At 37.8% G+C, this 246-nt stretch carries 1 pseudogene; it reads left to right on the top strand.

The annotated features are described in order from the left end of the window. A pseudogene (locus CP357_RS10070) lies at window positions 1–246 on the top strand (RNA-guided endonuclease TnpB family protein); the annotation flags it as partial.

The raw sequence follows: 246 nt of genomic DNA, 5'->3' as shown, positions 1-246 counted from the left end.
ATCGAAGCAATTATCATGCTAAGCACTACTTAGCTGTTAGACAATATCAAACAATATCTTTTGCCTTTTCTGCTCTTAATAGCTATGAAGTCCAACTGGCAGAAACAGTAGTCATCAATAATGAATTATTGGCTAAGCCTAAGAATATTCGTGATGCTTATAGCTTTTTACGCGTTAAAGAAATTGATAGCCTCGCTCTTGCCAATGCGATTCAGAACTACCAGAAGGCTTGGAGCAACTATCGCA

Origin of the sequence: Lactobacillus sp. UMNPBX6, from assembly GCF_002553975.1 — a bacterium.
GTDB lineage: Bacteria > Bacillota > Bacilli > Lactobacillales > Lactobacillaceae > Lactobacillus > Lactobacillus gallinarum.
The sequence above is the reverse complement of the archived record's forward strand: the minus strand, read 5'-3'. Positions and strand labels throughout refer to the sequence as shown.